This is a genomic window from Pseudomonas botevensis, from assembly GCF_019145475.1.
Lineage (GTDB): Bacteria > Pseudomonadota > Gammaproteobacteria > Pseudomonadales > Pseudomonadaceae > Aquipseudomonas > Aquipseudomonas botevensis.
Genome location: NZ_JAHTKI010000009.1, coordinates 58,970 through 72,391, shown reverse-complemented (window position 1 = coordinate 72,391; position 13,422 = coordinate 58,970). Strand labels below are relative to the sequence as shown.

15 protein-coding genes are annotated in these 13,422 nt (G+C 61.1%); 7 read left to right on the top strand and 8 right to left on the bottom strand.

Annotation, left to right across the window (positions count from 1 at the left end):
• Window positions 1-56: 56 nt before the first annotated feature.
• Complete coding sequence (gene tal / locus KVQ74_RS13415; RefSeq protein WP_217831571.1) at window positions 57-983, top strand: transaldolase; 927 nt, start codon at window positions 57-59, stop codon at window positions 981-983.
• 86 nt (window positions 984-1,069) lie between these two features.
• Here the strand turns inward: tal and rssC are convergent, their stop codons facing one another.
• From rssC to KVQ74_RS13400, 3 genes are all read right to left on the bottom strand, one after another.
• Complete coding sequence (gene rssC, locus KVQ74_RS13410; protein ID WP_217831570.1) at window positions 1,070-1,552, bottom strand: anti-sigma factor antagonist RssC; 483 nt, start codon at window positions 1,550-1,552, stop codon at window positions 1,070-1,072.
• A complete protein-coding gene (rssB, locus tag KVQ74_RS13405) occupies window positions 1,552-2,733 on the bottom strand; it encodes a two-component system response regulator RssB (RefSeq protein ID WP_064117871.1) in 1,182 nt (393 codons plus the stop codon). Before rssB ends, rssC begins: the two co-directional genes overlap by 1 nt.
• 321 nt (window positions 2,734-3,054) lie before the next feature.
• Window positions 3,055-3,744: an MlaA family lipoprotein gene (locus KVQ74_RS13400; RefSeq protein ID WP_217831569.1), complete on the bottom strand. Its 690-nt coding sequence runs from the start codon at window positions 3,742-3,744 to the stop codon at window positions 3,055-3,057.
• Window positions 3,745-3,929: 185 nt separating this feature from the next.
• On the opposite strand from KVQ74_RS13400, the gene KVQ74_RS13395 reads away from it, so the two are divergent.
• A complete protein-coding gene (locus tag KVQ74_RS13395; protein WP_217831568.1) occupies window positions 3,930-4,550 on the top strand; it encodes an HAD family phosphatase in 621 nt (206 codons plus the stop codon).
• 107 nt (window positions 4,551-4,657) lie between these two features.
• Window positions 4,658-4,921 carry a DUF4404 family protein gene (locus tag KVQ74_RS13390; RefSeq protein WP_217831567.1) on the top strand — a complete coding sequence of 88 codons (264 nt, stop codon included), beginning with the start codon at window positions 4,658-4,660 and terminating at the stop codon, window positions 4,919-4,921.
• A gap of 87 nt (window positions 4,922-5,008) precedes the next feature.
• On the opposite strand, the gene queF is transcribed toward KVQ74_RS13390, so the two are convergent.
• The gene (gene queF, locus KVQ74_RS13385; protein WP_217831566.1) at window positions 5,009-5,839 is read right to left on the bottom strand and encodes an NADPH-dependent 7-cyano-7-deazaguanine reductase QueF; all 831 of its coding nucleotides are present in this window, start codon (window positions 5,837-5,839) and stop codon (window positions 5,009-5,011) included.
• A gap of 61 nt (window positions 5,840-5,900) precedes the next feature.
• Complete coding sequence (gene copI, locus KVQ74_RS13380; protein ID WP_217831565.1) at window positions 5,901-6,449, bottom strand: copper-resistant cuproprotein CopI; 549 nt, start codon at window positions 6,447-6,449, stop codon at window positions 5,901-5,903.
• Window positions 6,450-6,617: 168 nt separating this feature from the next.
• On the opposite strand from copI, the gene KVQ74_RS13375 reads away from it, so the two are divergent.
• Together KVQ74_RS13375 and KVQ74_RS13370 are read left to right on the top strand one after the other, a co-directional pair.
• Window positions 6,618-7,298 (top strand): heavy metal response regulator transcription factor, encoded by a 681-nt coding sequence (locus KVQ74_RS13375; protein WP_217831564.1) that lies wholly within the window; start codon window positions 6,618-6,620, stop codon window positions 7,296-7,298.
• Complete coding sequence (locus tag KVQ74_RS13370) at window positions 7,298-8,647, top strand: heavy metal sensor histidine kinase (protein WP_217831563.1); 1,350 nt, start codon at window positions 7,298-7,300, stop codon at window positions 8,645-8,647. The genes KVQ74_RS13375 and KVQ74_RS13370 overlap by 1 nt, the downstream gene beginning before the upstream one ends.
• Before the next feature lie 93 nt (window positions 8,648-8,740).
• On the opposite strand, the gene KVQ74_RS13365 is transcribed toward KVQ74_RS13370, so the two are convergent.
• The 3 genes from KVQ74_RS13365 to KVQ74_RS13355 form a co-directional block, all read right to left on the bottom strand.
• A complete protein-coding gene (locus tag KVQ74_RS13365) occupies window positions 8,741-9,985 on the bottom strand; it encodes a lipoprotein-releasing ABC transporter permease subunit (protein WP_217831562.1) in 1,245 nt (414 codons plus the stop codon).
• Window positions 9,986-10,048: 63 nt separating this feature from the next.
• Window positions 10,049-10,732, bottom strand: a complete 684-nt coding sequence (gene lolD / locus KVQ74_RS13360; RefSeq protein WP_217831561.1) for a lipoprotein-releasing ABC transporter ATP-binding protein LolD — start codon at window positions 10,730-10,732, stop codon at window positions 10,049-10,051.
• Window positions 10,733-10,739: 7 nt separating this feature from the next.
• Window positions 10,740-11,990, bottom strand: a complete 1,251-nt coding sequence (locus KVQ74_RS13355) for a lipoprotein-releasing ABC transporter permease subunit (RefSeq protein ID WP_217831560.1) — start codon at window positions 11,988-11,990, stop codon at window positions 10,740-10,742.
• A 94-nt stretch (window positions 11,991-12,084) separates the two neighbouring features.
• Here KVQ74_RS13355 and KVQ74_RS13350 point away from each other — a divergent pair, with 94 nt between their 5' ends.
• Window positions 12,085-12,666, top strand: a complete 582-nt coding sequence (locus tag KVQ74_RS13350; RefSeq protein WP_217831559.1) for a PilZ domain-containing protein — start codon at window positions 12,085-12,087, stop codon at window positions 12,664-12,666.
• 14 nt (window positions 12,667-12,680) lie between these two features.
• Window positions 12,681-13,403, top strand: a complete 723-nt coding sequence (locus KVQ74_RS13345) for a glycerophosphodiester phosphodiesterase (RefSeq protein ID WP_217831558.1) — start codon at window positions 12,681-12,683, stop codon at window positions 13,401-13,403.
• Window positions 13,404-13,422 lie beyond the last annotated feature (19 nt).

Below are 13,422 nucleotides of genomic sequence, written 5' to 3'. Positions count from 1 at the left end.
TGAGTGGCTGTCAGCGCTCGGGTAATGTCACCAGACCCATAGGACAGAGCACGCTCATGACTTCCAAGCTGGAACAACTCAAACAGTTCACCACCGTCGTTGCCGACACCGGCGATGTCGATGCGATCACCCGGGTCAAACCGGTCGACGCCACCACCAACCCGTCCCTGCTGCTCAAGGCCGCCGCCATTCCCGCGTACGCCGACAAACTGAACGCTGCCGTCAGCGACTGCAAGGGCGATATCGGCCTGGCCAGCGACCGCTTCGGCGTCGCGGTGGGGCAGGAAATTCTCAAGGTCATCCCCGGCCGCATCTCCACCGAAGTGGATGCGCGCCTGTCGTTCGACAAGGATGCGATGCTCAAGCGCGCGCATCGCCTGATCGAGCTGTACGACAAGGCCGGCATCGGCCGCGAGCGCGTACTGATCAAGATCGCCTCGACCTGGGAAGGCATCCGCGCCGCCGAGATCCTGGAAAAGGAAGGCATCCAGACCAACCTGACCCTGCTGTTCTCCTTCGCCCAGGCCGCTGCCTGCGCCGACGCCGGGGTGTTCCTGATCTCGCCGTTCGTGGGCCGTATCTACGACTGGTACAAGAAGGTCAACGGCAACGACTACACCGGTGCCGACGATCCAGGCGTGCAGTCTGTGACGCGCATCTACAACTACTACAAGGCCAATGACTACAAGACCGTGGTCATGGGTGCGAGCTTCCGCAACCTGAACCAGATCGAGCATCTGGCCGGCTGCGACCGTCTGACCATCAGCCCGGACCTGATCGACAAGCTGGCGGCGGACACTGGCAAGCTCGAACGCAAACTGGCGCCAGGGCACGCCGGCGAGGCACGCCTGAGCCTCAACGAATCGCAGTTCCGCTGGCTGTCCAACGAAGACGCGATGGCCACCGAGAAACTGGCCGAAGGCATTCGTCAGTTTGCCCGCGACCAGGAAAAACTCGAGGCGTTGCTGCAAGCCAAGCTGTAATTCAGGCCGCAGCCACGCAAAAAGGGCGAACCCTCTCGGGTTCGCCCTTTTTTATTGGCTTGTCGCTGAAAACCGGATCGACTGAATCAATGCCGCTCGAGGGCATTCACCAGATCATGGAAGGCTTCACGGTTGGAGTCGTTCAAGCCCATGAGGATCTTGTGCGCTTCCAGAACCTTGATCCGCACGGTCTCTTCAGACTGATCCTGATCCGGCAGGTCATCAAGGCACTCCGGGCATGGCACCGGATAGTTGACGATGTTGAACACGTTCTCGAAGCCCATCGAATACAACAGACGGGTAATGTCTTCATTGGTGGTGACGACGGTCGGCAGCAAGCCGACTTTCTGCCGCGACAGGATCGACAGCTTGGCCAGCAGGCCCAGCGTGGTGCTGTCAATGCTGCGGGTTTCGGTCAAATCGATCACGATCGAGCTGAAATTCAGCGCGGTGAAGATTTTCTCAATAGTCGCATCCAACGCCGAACACAGGGTCAGGCGAACTTCACCGACGAACTTCAGGACGAAGGTGCCGTCCTGCTCGGCGAACTGGATTCTACCGGTACTCATTAAAGATTCCTGCTCAACACCAACAGGGCGATATCATCCGGCATCTCCCCTAGCGTGGCCAATCCAAAAACCTGCCGCAGACCATCCAGGCTGCCGCCCGCCGACTTCACCCGCTGGGGCAAAGCAGCTTCTTTCTCTTTGAGTGTGGGCTCTGGCAAAAGATCCAGAATGCCATCAGACATCAGCGTCAGGCTGAACGTCGGAGGCAGCTCGAGTACGTGATCTTCGTAGGTGGCTTCGTTGAAAAGCCCCACCGGCAGACCGCGTCCTTCGAGGTAGCGAACACTGTCAGGCGTGTACAACACAGGCAACGGCAGATGGCCGCCGATGCTATAGGTCAACAAACCGGTCTCCTCGTCGATGACTCCACCGACCATTGTGACGTGTTTACCCAGCTTACAACTGATCAGCCCCCGGTTGATATGACCGAGGACTTCCGAAGGCTTGAATTCCGGCAGCGTGCCGTTGCGCTTGGACTCGAACAGCAAGCGCGTGGTCATGAACTTCAGCAGTACGGTGACGAACGCCGAAGAGGCGCCATGACCGGAAACGTCCGCCAGGTAAAACGCCACCCGGCGCTCGTCGACCCGGAAATAGTCGACAAAATCACCCGACAGGTACAAAGACGGGATGATCTGGTGGGCAAATTTGAATTCGTCGATGCTCCACGGGCTTTCCGGCAGCATGTTCATCTGCACCTGACGACCGGCGTTCTGGTCTTCCTGGAGCAGGTTCAGGCTGGCGGCGAGTTCGCGGTTGGCCTTTTCCAGCTTCTCGCGGTAGCGCTGGTTTTCCAGCAGCAGGCGCGCACGATCCAGGGCCCGGCGCACGGAGTGCTCGAGCACGGCCAGATCTTCGAGAGGCTTGATCAGGTAATCCGCCGCGCCCAGGCGCAGGGCCTCGACCGCGTCGTTCATCACGCCGGCACCCGAGACCACGATCACCGGGGTCTGTGGCGACCGCTCGGTGACCTGACGGATAAGTTCGAGACCGCCCATCTGCGGCATGCGCAGATCGCAGATGACCAAGTCGGGCGTGTCTTGCTCGAATACCTGAAGACCCTGCTGACCGTTGCTGGCCTGCAGGACGCTGAAACCACTGTCTTCCAGATAGGCCGCGAGACTCGCGCGCACTACCTCGTCATCATCGATTATCAGCAGCGTGGCACTGGTTTTTGGCATGTGGGCAAACGGCGCCAGAATTAGGTTGGCGTAGCAGGCGGGGCAACGGCCCGGCGCAGACTACTGGATTCGCTTTCTAGCCTCTCTGTTGCACCGTTTCAGAGCCTTTGCCCTGCACACGATTGCACCAGAGGTGCCCTTCTAAGGCGCAGACGGTACTCCCATCCGCAGAGCGTTTCAAGCATGCGCCGATGGTCGCTTGACGACTTTGTTTGTCAAATCACAGAGAGTTATAAAAACGCCCTCAACCGTAACCCAATGAAAGGTTGGCGCACAAAAAAGGCGACCTTGCGGTCGCCTTCGGCCTTTCAACGAGGAGGATCAGAAATCGTCTTCGACCTGACCGTCCTTGACCTTGAACTCGCGGTTCTGCAGGTAGGCGTTGCGGATGAACGTGTACTTGTCGCCGCTGATCAGCTTCTCGCTGGACAGCAGGCTGGCGCGGGTGTCGACGATGTTCAGGCCGAAAATCGAGTTACGCACCGGCACATCGTTGATATAGCGATACGGGCCGGTGTAGCTGTCGACGTACTTGGACGGCGCATCACGCAGGGTGCTTGGGCCGAGCAGTGGCAGCATCACGTACGGACCGCTGCCGACGCCCCAGTAGCCGAGGGTCTGGCCAAAATCTTCGTCGCTGCGGTGCAGGCCCATCTTGGTGCCGACATCGAAGAAGCCGAGCAGGCCGAAAGTGGTGTTGAAGATCAGGCGCGCGGTGTCGACGCCGGCAGCGGCCGGTTTGGCCTGGAGAATGTTGTTCGCCAGGTTGGTGACATCACCGACGTTGCGAAACATGTTGTGGATGCCGTCTTCGAGGAACTGCGGCGTCACGAATTCATAGCCCTGGGCCAGCGGCTTCAGTGCGTAAGTGTCGACGAAATCGTTGAACTCGAAGATCGGACGGTTGACGCTTTCCCAAGGGTCTTCTTCCGTTGCAGCCTGAGCGGCGAACGGCACCAGCATCACGCTGGCACATACACAAAGCTGAGCGAGAGGATGGCTCCAGCGCATAGAAAACTCCTTGGATTGTACGGACGCGGCAACCTGGCCACGGTGAGATGGCGCTAAGTATAAGACGGAAAGGCGCTTTAGGCACTTCCCCCGGCGAATCGTTCCGTAGGACGCTTCGTCATGCGCTTGTCATTCAACTGTCACCGACCGTGCATAGCCTGATCCCTATTTCAGGGACGTTTTTCATGCCGCACGCCGAAGCCTTGCCTGTCGCCGCGCCCAACCTGACTGCCGTGCTGTTCGGGCTCAGCGGTTGCCTGGTGGACTTCGGCGCCCGTGCCCGACATCACGCCAACCCGACCACCGAACACGCCGACGCCACGCCCGGCGCCCTCGACAGTCTGCACAGCCTGCAACGTCAACTGATCCCCTGCGCCTGGCTCGACGAGCTGCCCCCAGCCCTCACGCAGCAACTTTCGTCGGCGCTGCCGGACTGGATCAAACCATCGCAACATCCGGCAACACACTCCCCATGGCCGGCACCCAACGCCTGCTGGCAGGCCTTGATGACACTGAACGTCGACCGTCTCGACGGTTGCGTGCTGGTCAGCGGCGAGCCGCGCCTGCTGCAATCGGGCCTGAATGCCGGGCTGTGGACGATTGGCCTGGCATCCTGCGGATCGCTCTGCGGCCTGCCACCCGGCGAGTGGCAGGCCCTGAGCCAGAAAGAGCGCGAACAACTGCGCGGCAAGGCCACGGTGCAGCTGTTCGGCCTCGGCGTGCATTCGGTGATCGATCATCTGGGCGATCTCGACACCTGCCTGGCGGACATCAGCCTGCGCCGACTCAAAGGCGAAAAGCCCTGACCGGGATCATGCAGCCTGGCCGAGAGTGGATTAGTCTTAAGAGAGCCATAGACCTTTGGCCCGAGGCTGCGGTCTATGCCAGTGCCTCTCGATAAAAGGAAACCGCCATGCCCGCCCGCGAACTGCAAGAACAGCTCAACACCCTGCGCGAGCAACTGGATCAGAACCCGCCGCTGACCGACGCCGAGCGCGAACATCTGCATGAACTGATGGCGCAGATCGAATCCGAGATCAAACTGGAACAATCCACCCAGGACACCAGCATCGCCGACGGCGTGAATCTGGCGGTCGAACGCTTCGAACTCGAACACCCGACCATTGCCGGCACCCTGCGCAATATCGCCAACTCCCTGGTCAGCATGGGTATCTGAGCCCTGCGGATGCAAAAAAGCCCTGCCATCGCTGGCAGGGCTTTTTCATGTCTGTGGGGCCGGGTTTGCCCGCTCCCGCAAAAGAGGTTACTGACGAACCAGACGATGGTTCGGCAGTTGCACGCTTTCAGTGCTGCGGTACGGGTTGATATCCAGACCGCCGCGACGCACATAACGCGCAAACACCGTCAGTTTTTCCGGTTTCAGCAGACGCTGCAGATCGAGGAAAATCCGCTCCACGCATTGCTCATGGAAGTCCGAGTGCTGGCGGAAGCTGACGATGTACTCCAGCAGGCTGGCGTGATCCAGCGCCGCGCCACGGTACTCGACCACCACGCTGCCCCAGTCCGGCTGGCTGGTCACCGGGCAGTTGGATTTGAGCAGGTGGCTGTGCACGCTCTCCTCCACAATCCGCGATTCGTCGCAACGCAGCAACTCCGGCCGTGGATGCTCGTAATTGCTGACGCTGATATCCAGATCATCGATGCAAACGCCCGGCAGTGCGACCACGCCTTCGGCCTCGACGTCTTTCAGACTGCGAACCCGCACCCCCACCGGTTTGCCGGCGGCGGCGGACAAATCCTTGACCAGCGTCGCTTCCAGCATGGCGATGTCGGCGAACGGGGTCTGGTTCAGGGAGTTCAGGTACAGCTTGAACGACTTGGATTCAATGATGTTCGGCGAATCCGCTGGAATGCTGAACTCGCCGATCGCCACCACCGGTTTGCCCGACGGCAGCAGCCACGACAGCTCGAAGCAGTTCCAGAAATCCACGCCGGTATACGGCAGCGTCTCGGCGGTCAGGCCCAGCTCGGCCCATTTCGCGGTGCGCGGGATCGGGAACAGCAAGGACGGTGTGTACGTGGCGATGTATTCGCTGGACTTGCCCAGCGGCGAATGTTCGGCTGCGGGATGCATGGCGGAAACCTGACTGAAGAATCAGCGGATTCTACCAGCCTTTGCTCCCGCCTTTGAGTGCTTACTGACTGACAGTCAGTTTGCCGACCATCCCGGCCTGATAATGCCCGGGAATGTTGCAGGCGAATTCCAGGCTCACGGCTTTGCTGAAGGTCCAGGTCAGTTCTGCGGTCTTGCCCGGCTCGACCAGCACGCTGTTGGGGTCGTCATGTTTCATGCCCTGCCCCATCGCGCTGTGATCCATCGAGCCATGATCCATGCCCGCCATATCGTGGGACATTTCCTTGATGCCAGTAGGCGTAAGCATGCCGCTTTGCTGCATCTGCAACATTTCCTGCTGGTGTTTGGCATGCATCGCCGCGTCGCCGAGGTTGAATTCGTGCAACAACTGACCCTTGTTCACCAGAACGAAACGAACCGTCTCACCGGCCTTGATCTGAATCGCCTTCGGATCGAAGGACATGTCGCCCATCACCACTTCAATGCTGCGGGTGGCCTGCGCGGCCTTGGCCGGCTGGCCGAAATCATAGGTATGGGCCGGCGCTGCCCACAGCGGCGAACTCAGCGCCAGCAGACACGCGGCAAGGGCCAGACGATTGCGCAAAAACATAGTCGTACTCCAACAAAGAAAGGTTCAGCCTGTGGGAAACTCTAGCCGGCCTGGGCTGGCATCAACCTGACAGGCAGATTACAACTTTGTCAGGTTGGGCCGCGCTGGCGGCTCGCACGGTATAAAGCCCCTGTTCCCAACGCCAGATATGTCCACCAGAGCCACGCCATGAAACTGCTGATCGTCGAAGACCAACCGAAAACCGGTCATTACCTGCGCCAGGGCCTGACCGAGGCCGGGTTCAACACCGAACTGGTGGCCGACGGCACGACAGGCCAGCAACTGGCACTCACGGGGGACTATGCCTTGCTGATCCTCGACGTGATGCTGCCCGGCCGCAATGGCTGGCAGATTCTGCAAGCGGTGCGTAGCGCCGGGCTGGAAACGCCGATCCTGTTTCTGACGGCCAAGGACACCGTGGAAGACCGGGTTCACGGCCTCGAACTCGGCGCCGACGATTATCTGGTCAAACCCTTCGCCTTTTCCGAACTGCTGGCCAGGGTGCGCAGCCTGTTGCGACGCGGCAGCACCACCCCGCAGGAAACCAGCCTGCAACTGGCGGACCTGCGTCTGGACCTGATCCGTCGCCGCGTCGAACGCGGCGGCCAGCGCATCGATCTCACCGCCAAGGAGTTCGCGCTGCTGGAAATGCTCCTGCGCCGCCAGGGCGAAGTGCTGCCCAAATCGCTGATTGCCTCGCAGGTCTGGGACATGAACTTCGACAGCGACACCAACGTCATCGAAGTGGCGATCCGCCGACTGCGCCTGAAGATCGACGATGAGTTTCCCGACAAGCTGATTCACACCGTCCGCGGCATGGGTTATGTCCTCGAAGAGCGTCCCGCCTGATGCGCCGACTGTCATTGAGCGGTCGTCTGGCGCTGCTGTTCGCCGCCTGCACCGCAACGGTTTCGCTGGTCGCCGGGGTGGTGTTCAACCGGGCCAGCGAAGCGCACTTCATCGAACTCGACCAACAACTGCTGGAAAGCAAACTGATCGGCTTGCGGCAGGTCGCGCAAAACAGGCAGTCCGCCGACCGCCAGACGCGGATAGCCGAAGAACTGAGCCATCAGGGCGATCTGACGTTACGTATCCGCGACAGCGACGGCGAGCGCTGGTTTGGCCGGACACTGCAAATGCCGACGAACCTGTCGTCACAGCCCGGACTGTCGACCATCAATGACAACGGCACCGACTATCGTCTGCTCAATGCCGCGCTGGAGCCGGGCAATCCCGATTCGGCGCAATTGACCCTGTTGCTGGACATCACCCATCACCAGCATTTCCTCCAGCGGATGCAGCATCTGATCTGGCTGACGGTCGGTCTCTCGGCCCTGGCGACCGCGCTGCTCGGGGCCTGGGCCGCCCGCAGCGGCTTGCGTCCGTTGCGCCGCATGAGTGCGGTGGCCCGGGGCATTTCGGCGCAATCGCTCAACGCACGCCTGCCGGAAGCGCAGATGCCTACGGAGCTTGGCGAATTGGCCCACAGCTTCAACGCCATGCTCGGACGCCTCGATGACGCCTTTCAGCGGCTTTCGGCGTTTTCCGCCGACATCGCCCATGAACTGCGCACCCCGCTGTCGAACCTGCTGACCCACACTCAGGTCACCCTCACCCGGCCACGGCCGATCGAGGATTACCGCGAGGCGCTGCACAGTAACCTCGAAGAACTGCAATGGATGGCGCAACTGGTCAACGACATGCTCTACCTGGCCAAGGCCGACCATGGCTTGCTGGTGCCCAAGCGTGAACCGCTGGAACTGGGGCAGGAATCGGACATCCTGCTGGAGTTTTTCGCGCCGCTGGCCGAAGACGCCCGGGTGCGCCTGAGTCGCGAAGGCCAAGGGCCGTTCGACGGCGACCGCGCCATGCTGCGCCGGGCCTTGTCGAACCTGCTGGACAACGCCTTGCGCTTTACCCCGGCCGAAGGCGAAGTGCGGGTGCGGATCGCCGAGCACTCGAAAGGACTGCGGGTGAGCGTAGAGAACAGTGGCGAGGGGATTTCGGCGGAGCTGCTGCCGCGTTTGTTCGACCGCTTCTACCGGGCCGATCCGGCGCGGCAGGAAGGTAGCAGCGAACATGCGGGATTGGGGTTGGCGATCACTCAGTCAATCATCAAGGCCCACGGTGGGCAGATTCATTGCGAATCGGATCAGGGCTGGACGCGGTTTGTGATTGAGTTGCCCAAAGGCATTTAGGCCCTTTTGCGAGCAAGCCCGCTCCTACGATAGACCTGTGTCATGCACAAATCCCTGTGGGAGCGGGCTTGCCCGCGAAAGCAGCCTTGAAGCTTACGAATATCTCAGCGCATGCGCCGGCTCGATCTTCGCCGCACGCCAGGCCGGATACACCGTTGCCAGGAAGCTGAGGATAAAGCCCGCCGAGCAGATCAGCAGCACGTCGCCGCCCTGCAATTCGGACGGCAGGTTGCTGACGAAATACACGTCGGAACTGAAGATGTGCTGCCCGGTCACCCGCTCCATCCAGCCCACCAGCTCGCTGACGTTCAGCGCGGCGATCACGCCGAGCACGCCGCCGATCAGTGTGCCGACAATCCCGATCACCGTGCCCTGCACCATGAAGATCGCCATGATCTGCCGTGGCGTGGCGCCGATGGTGCGCAGGATTGCAATGTCCGCACCCTTGTCGTTCACCACCATGATCAGGGTCGCGATGATGTTGAACGCCGCCACCGCGACGATCATCAGCAACAACAGACCGATCATGGTCTTTTCCATTTTCATCGCGCTGAACAGGCTGCCCTGGGTGTGCGTCCAGTCGTCAGCCTTGAACTCGGCGCCAAGGCCGGCGGCGATGTCCGAGGAGACTTTCGGCGCGGCGTACAGGTCTTTCACCGCCAGGCGCACGCTCTGCACCTGATTCGGCTCCCAGTGCTGCATCTGCGCGGCATCGGCCACATGGATCAGGCCCATGGAGCCGTCCAGCTCGGCACCGACCTTGAACACGCCGACCACATTCAAGCGCTGCATGCGCGGGGTGATGCCCCCCGGTGCGGTGCTGACTTCCGGCACGATCAGGGTGATCTTGTCGCCGACGTTGAGGCGGAAGCGCCGTGCGGTGATTTCACCGAGCACCACGCCGAATTCGCCCGGCTTCAGGGCGTCGAGACGACCTTGCACAATGTGCTGGGCGACGATCGACACCTTGCCTTCCTGCGCCGGATCGACGCCGCTGATCTGGATCGGCTGCATCAAGCCCTTGTAGGACAGCATGCCTTCCATCTCGGTGAACGGTACGGCGGCGGTGACTTCGGGATTTTTCATCGCGGCGGCGGCCACCGGCTGCCAGTCATCGATCGGCTTGACGCCGACGATGGTCGCGTGGGGCACCATGCCGAGGATGCGCGAGCTCATCTCGCGCTGGAAGCCGTTCATCACCGACAACACCACGATCATCGCCAGCACGCCGAGGGCGAGGCCGATCATCGAGGTCATCGAAATGAACGAAACAAAGCGATTGCGGCGCTTGGCGCGGGTATAGCGCGTGCCGATAAAGATCGATAACGGTCTGAACATTCGCTGGGGCACCGTATAAAAATAAAAGACCCGAAGCCTTTTCAGGCTTCGGGTTTCAACCCATCAGATAGGTGTCAGGCAACCTTCGTTGAGGTGCAGGACGCGATCCATCTGGCGGGCCAGGTTCATGTCGTGGGTCACCACCAGGAACGCGGTACGCATCGAAGTGCTGAGTTCCAGCATCAAATCCTGGATGCCCTGGGCGGTGTGGGAGTCGAGGTTGCCGGTCGGCTCGTCAAGCATCACCAGGCCTGGCTTGTTCACCAGCGCGCGGGCGATGGCCACGCGCTGACGCTCGCCACCGGACAGCTCGGCCGGTTTGTGCTCCAGGCGATGGGCCAGCCCTACCCGCTCCAGCAGCGCGGTCGCGCGTTGACGCGCTTCCGGGATCGGCGTCTTGCCGATCAGCAGCGGCATGCAGACGTTTTCCAGTGCGGTGAATTCCGGCAGCAAGTGGTGGAACTGGTAGACGAAACCCAGTGCACGGTTACGCAGCAGGCCGCGCTTCTTCTCGTTGAGCGCCGAGAGTTCTTCGCCGTCGAGCCAGACGCTACCCTTGGTCGGGGTGTCGAGACCGCCCAACAGGTTGAGCAAGGTACTTTTGCCCGAACCCGACGTGCCTACGATCGCTACCCGCTCGCCTGGGTGCAACTCCAGTTGCAGACCGGCCAACACCTGCACCGACTCCGGGCCTTCCTCGTAGGATTTGCCCAGGTTGCGGCAGCTCAAGATTGCTTTTTCACTCATGCCCGACTCACTCATAACGTAGCGCCTCCGCCGGCTGGGTGCGCGCGGCACGCCAGGCTGGATACAGGGTGGCGAGGAAACTCAGGACCAACGCAGCGGCGCAGACCATGACCACATCCTGGGTCTGTATCTGCGACGGAAGATAATCAATGAAATACACGTCAGCATTAAGGAACTTGTGTCCGATCAGGCCTTCGAGAGCCGAAATCGCCGCGCTGACGTTGAGTGCGGCAAAGATCCCGACCACCGCGCCGATGGCTGTACCGACCACGCCGATGACCGTGCCCTGCACCATGAACGTGCGCATGATCGTGCCCGGCGTGGCGCCGAGGGTACGCAGAATGGCGATGTCGCCCTTCTTGTCGTTCACCACCATCACCAGGGTAGAAATGATGTTGAACGCGGCGACGGCAACGATCAGCAGCAACAGCAGGCCGATCATGGCTTTTTCCATGCGGATCGCCTGATACAGGTTGCCGTGGGTACGGGTCCAGTCGCGGGCGTAGTAATGGTCTTCGCCGAGCTGCTGGGCGATGTTCCAGGCCACGCGCGGCGCCTGGAACAAGTCGTCGAACTTCAGCCGCAGGCCCTGCACCTGATCCGGCTTCCAGCGATGCATCTTCGCCAGATCCTGCAGGTTGGTGACGCCCAGATAGCCGTCGAGCTCGCCGGCGCCGACATGGAAGATGCCGACCACGGTGAAGCGCTTCATGCGCGGGAACATCCCGGCCGGGGTCACGCTGACCTCCGGGGCGACGAAGGTGATCTTGTCGCCGATGCCCACGCCAAGCTTGGTCGCGGCCTTGTCACCGATGACGATGCCGAAGCTGCCCGGCGTCAGGTCGTCGAGTTTGCCCTGCTTCATGAAGTTGTCGATGATCGACACGTTGCGCTCGAGCGCCGGATCGATGGCATTGAGCAACACCTTGGACACCTGGCCGTTGTTGGTCAGCAGTCCCTGCATCTGGGTGAACGGCGCGACGGCCGTCACCTGCGGGTTCTGCTTCACTTTGGCAGCCAGGCTCTGCCAGTCACTGATGGCTTCACCGGATTCGATGGTCGCGTGGGGCACCATGCCCAGCACGCGGGTGCGCATCTCATGATCGAAGCCGTTCATCACCGACAGCACCACGATCATCACGACCACGCCAAGCGCGAGCCCGATCATCGAAGTCAGGGAAATGAATGACACAAAATGATTGCGACGCTTTGCACGGGTATAACGCGTGCCGATAAATACGAAGAGAGGTCTGAACATGTCGGGGCTTGTTCGGAGGGAAAAGGAACGTCCTTGTGGCGGGGGTCGATAACCAGCTTTACACTCAGACCACCGCCGCTACCATGGGTTCGCCATGTCGACATTAGATGAAGAAGATCGCCGCGAATACTACCGTATCGAGGACTCGATCGCACTGGAAATTCGGCCCCTGTCCGCTCTCGAAGCCGCAGGCCAGGAAGTGTTGCAGGATGCTTCTCCACTTTTCAACGTGCTCAGCGAACTGCACCTGAGCGAATTCGAGTCGCAGCACCTGTTGCGCCAGATCAACGAGCGCGACCGGGCGATCGCGGCGTTCCTCAAATCCCAGAACAAACGCATCGACCTGCTCAGCCAGGTGATCGCCCTGACCGCGCTCGGCCAGATCGGCGAGCCGCAACCGGTGATCATTTCCGAGGGCGGCATCGACTTCCAGAATCCGGCCCCGATCGCCACCGGCGCGCACCTGTCGGTCAAAATGGTGCTGATGCCCCAGGCACACGGCCTGCTGCTGCGCGCCCGCGTGACCCATTGCGACCGCAAGGGCGACGGCTACGACATCGGCACCGAGTTCGAACACCTGACCGATGCCCAGCGCCAGTTGCTCGCCCGCTACATCTTGCAAAAGCAGGCCCAGGAACGACGTCTGGCCCGCGAACAAAACGATTCAGGCATTTAAATTAAGGAAGAACCGTGACCCTTATCTACGGCCACCGCGGCGCCAAGGGCGAAGCACCGGAAAACACCCTGACCAGCTTTCAGGAATGCCTCAAGCACGGCGTGCGCCGTTGCGAACTGGACTTGCACCTGTCCAGTGACGGCGAGCTGATGGTCATCCACGACCCGACCCTCAAACGCACCACCGACCGGCGTGGCAAGGTCGTCGAGCACACGGCTGCAGAGCTGGTGACCTACGATGCGCGCAAGGGCGGCCCGGGCTGGATCAAGCCCTGCCCGATCCCGACACTGGAAGAACTGTTCGAAAAGTGTGATTTCGATCACTGGCAGCTGGAAGTCAAAAGCGCCTCGCGCACTCGCGCCGCGACCACCGTGCTGGCCATCCGCGAAATGGTGCAACGGCATGGCCTGCTCGACAAGGTGACAATCACTTCGAGCTCGCGGGAAGTATTGAAGGCTGCGCAGGAACTGGTGCCGGACGTCTCGCGCGGACTGGTCGCCGAGTACGCCTGGCTCGACCCGCTGAAGGTGGCGCAAAACTATGGCTGCGAGATTCTGGCGTTGAACTGGACACTCTGCACGCCGGAACGCTTGCAGAAGGCGCAGCGTCAGGGGCTGCATGTGTCGGTGTGGACCGTCAACGAGCCTGCGCTGATGCGCAGACTCGCCGACTTCGGCGTTGACAGCCTGATTACAGACTTTCCCGGTTTGGCCACTGCCACCCTCGAGAATTGCTGAAATCGGTCTCCCCGGCCGG

Coding starts and splice junctions, on each gene's coding strand:
- tal (WP_217831571.1), top strand. CDS start 57: ATGACTTCCAAGCTGGAACAACTCAAACAGTTCACCACCGTCGTTGCC.
- rssC (WP_217831570.1), bottom strand. CDS start 1,552: ATGAGTACCGGTAGAATCCAGTTCGCCGAGCAGGACGGCACCTTCGTC.
- rssB (WP_064117871.1), bottom strand. CDS start 2,733: ATGCCAAAAACCAGTGCCACGCTGCTGATAATCGATGATGACGAGGTA.
- KVQ74_RS13400 (WP_217831569.1), bottom strand. CDS start 3,744: ATGCGCTGGAGCCATCCTCTCGCTCAGCTTTGTGTATGTGCCAGCGTG.
- KVQ74_RS13395 (WP_217831568.1), top strand. CDS start 3,930: ATGCCGCACGCCGAAGCCTTGCCTGTCGCCGCGCCCAACCTGACTGCC.
- KVQ74_RS13390 (WP_217831567.1), top strand. CDS start 4,658: ATGCCCGCCCGCGAACTGCAAGAACAGCTCAACACCCTGCGCGAGCAA.
- queF (WP_217831566.1), bottom strand. CDS start 5,839: ATGCATCCCGCAGCCGAACATTCGCCGCTGGGCAAGTCCAGCGAATAC.
- copI (WP_217831565.1), bottom strand. CDS start 6,449: ATGTTTTTGCGCAATCGTCTGGCCCTTGCCGCGTGTCTGCTGGCGCTG.
- KVQ74_RS13375 (WP_217831564.1), top strand. CDS start 6,618: ATGAAACTGCTGATCGTCGAAGACCAACCGAAAACCGGTCATTACCTG.
- KVQ74_RS13370 (WP_217831563.1), top strand. CDS start 7,298: ATGCGCCGACTGTCATTGAGCGGTCGTCTGGCGCTGCTGTTCGCCGCC.
- KVQ74_RS13365 (WP_217831562.1), bottom strand. CDS start 9,985: ATGTTCAGACCGTTATCGATCTTTATCGGCACGCGCTATACCCGCGCC.
- lolD (WP_217831561.1), bottom strand. CDS start 10,732: ATGAGTGAAAAAGCAATCTTGAGCTGCCGCAACCTGGGCAAATCCTAC.
- KVQ74_RS13355 (WP_217831560.1), bottom strand. CDS start 11,990: ATGTTCAGACCTCTCTTCGTATTTATCGGCACGCGTTATACCCGTGCA.
- KVQ74_RS13350 (WP_217831559.1), top strand. CDS start 12,085: ATGTCGACATTAGATGAAGAAGATCGCCGCGAATACTACCGTATCGAG.